Annotated in this window: 9 protein-coding genes; all 9 read left to right on the forward strand. The window is 30.7% G+C overall.

Going from position 1 to position 6843, the window contains the following annotated elements; all coding sequences use genetic code 11:
- Positions 1-45: 45 nt before the first annotated feature.
- Positions 46-1182: a tyrosine-type recombinase/integrase gene (locus B8963_RS15450; RefSeq protein ID WP_084063105.1), complete on the forward strand. Its 1137-nt coding sequence runs from the start codon at positions 46-48 to the stop codon at positions 1180-1182.
- Positions 1183-1306: 124 nt separating this feature from the next.
- Positions 1307-2164, forward strand: a complete 858-nt coding sequence (locus B8963_RS15455) for a hypothetical protein (protein WP_084063106.1) — start codon at positions 1307-1309, stop codon at positions 2162-2164.
- Positions 2165-2166: 2 nt separating this feature from the next.
- Positions 2167-2712, forward strand: a complete 546-nt coding sequence (locus B8963_RS15460; protein ID WP_084063107.1) for a hypothetical protein — start codon at positions 2167-2169, stop codon at positions 2710-2712.
- A gap of 150 nt (positions 2713-2862) precedes the next feature.
- Positions 2863-3639, forward strand: coding sequence for a hypothetical protein (locus B8963_RS15465; RefSeq protein WP_084063108.1), 777 nt, complete (start codon positions 2863-2865; stop codon positions 3637-3639).
- Between the two features lie 231 nt (positions 3640-3870).
- On the forward strand, positions 3871-4377 hold the full coding sequence (locus B8963_RS15470) for a hypothetical protein (protein WP_143312557.1): 507 nt from the start codon (positions 3871-3873) through the stop codon (positions 4375-4377).
- Positions 4378-4528: 151 nt separating this feature from the next.
- Positions 4529-4993 (forward strand): hypothetical protein, encoded by a 465-nt coding sequence (locus B8963_RS15980; RefSeq protein ID WP_084063110.1) that lies wholly within the window; start codon positions 4529-4531, stop codon positions 4991-4993.
- A 312-nt stretch (positions 4994-5305) separates the two neighbouring features.
- On the forward strand, positions 5306-5833 hold the full coding sequence (locus B8963_RS15480; RefSeq protein ID WP_084063124.1) for a CbrC family protein: 528 nt from the start codon (positions 5306-5308) through the stop codon (positions 5831-5833).
- Between the two features lie 166 nt (positions 5834-5999).
- A complete protein-coding gene (locus B8963_RS15485) occupies positions 6000-6383 on the forward strand; it encodes a hypothetical protein (RefSeq protein ID WP_143312559.1) in 384 nt (127 codons plus the stop codon).
- Positions 6384-6558: 175 nt separating this feature from the next.
- Positions 6559-6843, forward strand: a 285-nt coding sequence (locus tag B8963_RS15490) for a hypothetical protein (RefSeq protein WP_200810853.1), incomplete at its 3' end; no start/stop codon positions are given.

A 6843-nucleotide genomic window follows, 5' to 3' on the forward strand; every position in this document is an offset into this window, starting at 1 on the left:
TTATTTATTGATGCTAACTTTACTAAATATTTTATTTTTAGCACCATGTACAACAGGACTATTACTTTTTCAAAAATCAACTATGACAAAAAAGAATTATTGTTAATAGATTTTCCATATGATTTTAAAACAAAGGAATACATAAAAAAATTTGATGGAGTTACTTGGCATTCAAGGTTAAAACGGTTTTGTTTGCCTTTTTCTAAACATCTTACAAATACCTTTTTCAAATATTTACGTGCTCAAAATTACTTTGTAGATTATAGTGCATTAAAGAAAAATTACACATCAGCACCAACACGAGTTTCTACAAAAATTAAATTAGAAGGCAAGCCTAATAAAGCAATATTAGAGCGTATTGGAATGTTTAAAAAATGGATGATTCAGAAACGTTATAGTGAGAGTACTATAAAAACGTATGAAAGTATGTTGCTAACCTTTTTTAGTTATCATTCAGAAAAATCTGCACAGGAAATAGATAAAACTGATCTTGAAGACTATAACTTTAACTACATTATCGCAAATGGTTTTTCGTATACCTATCAAAATCAGACGATTAATGCTTTAAAATTATTTTACACCTATGATGGTTTAGATCCTTTATTATCCAGCAATTTAGAGCGTCCAAAAAACCAATCGAAGCTACCCGAGGTACTAAGTATAGCTGAAGTTAAGATCATTTTAAGCTCACTCGCTAACTTAAAACACAGAACCTTATTGAGTTTGTTGTATGCCTGCGGACTACGAATTGGTGAAACATTAAATATCAAAATAAAAGATTTAGACTTAAAAAGAGGTTTTACCCACATTAGATCTGGTAAAGGCCACAAGGATAGGTATGTACCAATTCCAATAAAAATGTGCGAGTTACTGCACCGATATATAGAAACTTATAAACCTAGCTCATACTTATTTGAAGGCATAAATAACAGCAAATATTCTCCTGTTAGTGCCCGACAAATTTTAAGGCGAGCATTAAGCGTTACTAAAATTAAAAAACCAATAACCTTACATACCTTAAGGCATAGTCATGCCACGCATTTATTAGAAAATGGAACAGATATTAGATATATTCAAGAGCTCTTGGGCCATAATAGTCCCAAAACCACAATGATTTACACACATGTAAGCACTACTAGTTTAGATAAAATAAAAAACCCATTTAATGATTTTGAAATTTAAAATAAAAACATATTTTTTGACTACTTTTATTCCATATTGGTTGTATAAAGATGTATTTTACATCTATATAAACAAGTTGCCCACAAGCTGAAAAACCAACAAACCATAGAATAAAAAATAAAGAATGGCTACAAAAACAAGAAAAATAGGATTTTATTATCTGACTTTAGCTTCAGGAGATACTACAGTCGAAAATGCTTTAAATGAAACATTAGATTATATCAACAGTCTTTCTAAAGTTGACAGAAATAGAACAATTAAAAATCCAAAATTTGGATTTTTAGACAACATAAATTCTAACGCCCAAAACACTAAACACAAAATAATTTTTAAAAGTGCTTCACATAGTTTTAGACCACCTTTAGTTCATCGTGACACAATTGCTGAACGTGAAAGTCCAAAAACTATGGAAGAAGGTGAAACTCAAAAAACTCATTTGATTACAAAAGCAATTAATGGAGATATAATTATCATTTTAGAAAAACATCTAGCTGGAATGACAATTCAACAAATTAAAAGTTACTTAAATTACTTTGCATCTTTTCTTGAAGCTGAAACTCAAATTAGATTTGATTTCGAGACTATTGCCAAAGATAATTTTTTAGAAGAAATTGAAAGTTTATCAAGAGTCGTTAGTGCCGACGTTTATGTTGATAAACAATTACTTGGTAGCGAAGTTTTGGACTATTCAGAAAGAACAAGTACTGTAAAACACGAAGTTGTAGTTTCTGTAAAAGCAAAGAACAGAGATAGTATTAGTGATTTTGCTCGAGATGTTTATGCAAAACTAAATAGCGGACAAAATTCAATTCAAAGACTACGAGTTGTCGGTAGAAACAATGAAAATAATATTGTAAAAATCAATACTGATTTCATTGAAAGACAAGAATATGTAAATCCAACTGTAAATCAAGTTACTGGAGAAATTAGAACAAGCGACCTTTTTAATGAAATGGAATCAGTATTACAAAACTTTAATTAAGAATGTATTTAGAATTTCTGTTATTAATTGCCGACTATTTCCGAACTGTTTCAAAAAGAATTTTCTTTTTCGAATGGCTATTTCCTTTTTTAATAGGGGTTGGAATTTTTGCCCTTTTATTTTTTGGAACTTCAACATCAGCAACTATTGTATTCAAAGATAATGCTATTAACCTCTTGGGGATTTTAGTCGGATTTTCAATTACAATTATTACAATTCTAACAACTGGACAAGGTCAAAATTTGGATGAAATAAAAAACAAGGAAACAAAAATAAAAATCAATAAAGAGAAAATAACGTTATTCAGACTTCTATTAATAAATTTCACGTATTCAGTAATAATTGAAGTCGGACTTATAATTGTGTGTTTAATTTATCCATTACTTGTAGAAAATATAGGTATACCCAAAAACCTAAAATATATTGGCTTTTCGATTTTAGTGTTTTTGATTTTACATATCATGCTTTTGACAATGCGAAATCTGACTGACTTTTATTTAATTTTAATTAAACCGACAAAAAAAGCCAGTGGGCAACAACGTGTATAATTAATGGCTAGTCCTCGCCTACTTACGAAAATCCTCGCGGATTTTCTATTCGGTTATTATTTGCTAAATTAGGGGCTTAAACACGCCACTAATCATACACAAGACCGTTAGCACAAATACGAAAAAAACTTACCGAACATCATTTAATCTATGTCTTTCGATGAAACATTATTGCAATTACGATTAATCGCTCGAAAGAAAGGTAAGTACGTAATGAACAAATTATTTGATGATTATCTAACCGGAGCTTTTGATAAAGAAAGAACTATTTCTTGTCTATTATGTGGCTCTGAATCAAACATAACTAAAGAACACGTTTTGCCAAAATGGGTGTTTGAAAGTGACCCAAAACGGACTTTTACAACTGATGTTAATCAATTACCACAGAAATACATCGGAACGACATTACCTATGTGTTCGACTTGCAATACGGATATTCTAAATACGCTTGAACTTTACATTCAAAAGACAATTTCAGAAGTTGACCTAAAAACCAAATATTATAGTTCTGAAAATTGGGAGAATATAATAAGGTGGCTTGAAACTATTGATTATAAATTTCAGCTAATGGACATTACAACGAAATTTAGAGCTCACAAAGAAGCTGGATATATACCCTTTTTAGCTGATTTCTCAATAGCGGAAATGCGAGACTTTTCAATTCGAACTATTAAATCCAAAGCCAGATTATCTTTGAAAAGGATTTCGACAAAGGACAAAAGTAAAAGAGCTAATTCCCTAATTGTTGGAACAACTAAAGTTAAAACATTTAATTATTTCCATAAATCAGGACAGTTCATACATCTTGAGCTACCTAAATACAATAAAGTCTTCTTTTATTTCTTTGAGAGAGAATTTGAAGATGATGACGATATAGAAACGGAAGTTATGGAATTAATTAAATCGGTTTATGAAGTAGATGAATAGACTGATTAAACATTCGGAATAAGTACTTGTGCTAACAATGTATATAAAACATAGCTATTACAGGCTTTTCGAGAGGTTTTTGTACATTTGTTAAGACCGCCAAATTTTCAAATTTGGCTTTTTTAGAAATTTAAGATAAAAAGAAAATTTAAAAATTCGGCTCGTGTTTAATCCGAAAAGTTAGCGTTTTTTTACACGCTACGTTTCATATACGGAGCCGTTACCCAACATTTGAAAAAAACGACATTCTACATATCATTTATAGTTTTTATTCTGACTTTTTTGAGTTGCAACTACTTTAAAAAACCAGAAAAACTTCCGAAAACCGAACAGTATGAAAAACTGATTGGAAAATGGAAAGTTACTCATTCAAATTTCTTACCATTTGAACATCCTTCATTCTGTGAGAAAATGGAACTGAATTCGATATTTGAATTTGACGAATACGGAATTTTGAGAGTTTATGAAAATGAAAAAACAAAACTGAATTGTAACGATTATCAAAAATTCTGGATTGACGGAAATGAACTAATTGCTTTCGAGTATGACGTTGGATTTCCATACGAAATCCTAAAACTAACTTCGGACTCTTTAATAATAAAATCGGAAATCGTGCCTGCCTACTTGTTCAAGGGAGAAAATATTAAAACAGTTAAAGATTTAGAAGGAGACGATATAAAATTTATACGAGAAAACGGAATTATAATTACGCTGAAAAAACAAAAAAACGTTGGGTAACACCGTGTATAATTCATTGCTAGTTATAGCCTACTTACGAAAGTCCTCGCGGACTTTCTATCCGTGATTTATTTGCTAACTTTAGTGCTTAAACACGCAACGAAATCATACACAACAACGTTAGCAAACATTTAAAAACCAATCGTTACGAATGAAAACATTTTTGATTTTAATCTCATTTCTATTTCTGTCCAATTCGAATGTAATACATCAAGATAGAATATTGGAAATTGACAAAAATGGAAACCTAATTGGTTTGCCTAAAGAATTTAGTCCCGCGAAATTTGACTTGAATGAAAAAAAATTGCGAATAAATGACAAAGAAATTGTCTTCCCAAAATGTCTGAATTATTACTTTGAGGAACACCAGAATCCAAAATTAAGCTTCTTAGCTTCTTGGTATCATTCAAAAAAGATTATGCCATATTATCTGATTATCAACATTCACGACAACGATGTGAATTATGGTTATAAAATCTTAGTTGATTTAGAAACCTTAGATTTAATATATATAAACAAATTTATTAGAGAAGGAAATACTACTTACAATCCGAAAGTTGAATTGACCGAAGAATGTCTGACTGAATATAAAAGTGGAATTAAAACACGGAATTAACAAACGAATAAAAAACGATTTGCTAACACCGTATAAAAATAATAGGGCAATTAGTTGCTTAATTCAATGGCTTGTGCACTTTTGCGAAGTCGCCAAATTTTTAAATTTGGCTTATTGAGAAAAGAAAAATAATAAGAAAAATTTAAAAATTCGGCTTGTGTTTAACCGAATGGTTCGTGCGTTTTTTCCGCCCTACTATTCTTATACAATACCGTTCTACACCATTTGAAACAAACATTCGTCATAGCATTAATATTAGTAATCGGAATAGTTTCTGGCTGTAAAAAAAATAACACTCTGAATTCAAAAAATATGTCTGAATTACCAAAGTTTAAATACCAACCGAACGCACTCGAATTGGGAATAATTGAAAAGAAAAATATTGATTGTCCAGTTTGTGAGAAAAATAGAGAATATGCTTACTCTGGCGGAATTTACGCTGTCGAAGAAGTTGAATTTATTTGTCCTTGGTGTATTGCGGACGGAAGCGCAGCTGAAAAATACGATGGAATGTATGTTGACGATGCTTCTTGCGAAGAAGTTTCTGACCAAAATAAACTGACTGAATTGGTTACGAAAACACCAAATTATGTAAGTTGGCAACAAGAAGTTTGGCTTGCACATCACGATGATTATTGTTCTTTTGAGAGATATGTTGGCTGGAAAGAAATTAAACATCTGAAAGAAAATTTATCAGACGATATTGAAAGAATTAAATCGGAATATGGATTATCGCAGTCGGAATTTGAGCAATATTTAGTAAATGATGGCGGAATGCAAGGTTATTTATTTAAGTGTTTACATTGCGACCAACATCGATTACATATCGACACGAATTAATAAAAATCGGAATAAAAACGGTGTAGAACAACGTGTATAATTAATGGCTAGTTCTCGCCTACTTATGAAAATCCTCGCGGATTTTCTATTCGGTTTTTATTTGCTAAATTAGGTGCTTAAACACGCCACTAATCATACACAAACCGTTACCACACATTTGAAGAAAATGCTGAAATCGAAATTTATAACTGATATTTTAGAATTACTCTTGGATGGAGATAATTACGGAATCAAAACGAAACCGCAAATTGACTTTATTACAGAATCTGATTATGAATATACAGGTAATGGAGTTTTTATCGGATTTGAACACACAAACGGAATTGAAAAATATCGTTTTGAAAAGGACGATTTAATAATAGACGGAGTTGAAATAAAATCATCAGAATTGGAAATCGGAGCGAATTGCACTTTATTCTTTTCAAATGGAATAATTGACAATCTTGAGATTTGGAATTATGGCGGAACTTATCCAAATACGGAATTAAAAGATTATGAATTAACTCATATTTGGGAAGGTTCTGAAGGAAAAAAAATTAAAAGCGAATAAAAAAACGTGTGGTAACAATGTATAAAAATAATCGCTCAATTTTGGGCTTAACCAAAGGTCGTTGCTAGTTTACTACGTCTGATTTTCCTTCGGAAAATCCTCGCACGTAAACCCGCAACTATTCTTATACTAACCGTTGTGCGTCATTTGAAAAAACAGAACTACAAAACGAAATATGAACATAAAAAAACTACATTATTTCTCTGGAATTACGATTTCTATTTTCATAGGACTTCACCTTATTAATCACTTTTATAGCATTTTTGGAGCGAAAGCCCATATTGAATTAATGAATGACTTTAGAGTTGTTTATAGAAATATAATTGCCGAAACTATATTACTTTTCGCAGTTGGAATTCAAATTGTTTCAGGAATAAAGTTATTCTTTAAAAAACGGAAAAATGTATCTGACTTTTTTGAAAGATTGCAAATTTGGAGTGGTCTTTATCTTGCTTTGTTC

The organism is Cellulophaga tyrosinoxydans, from assembly GCF_900176415.1.
Lineage (GTDB): Bacteria > Bacteroidota > Bacteroidia > Flavobacteriales > Flavobacteriaceae > Cellulophaga > Cellulophaga tyrosinoxydans.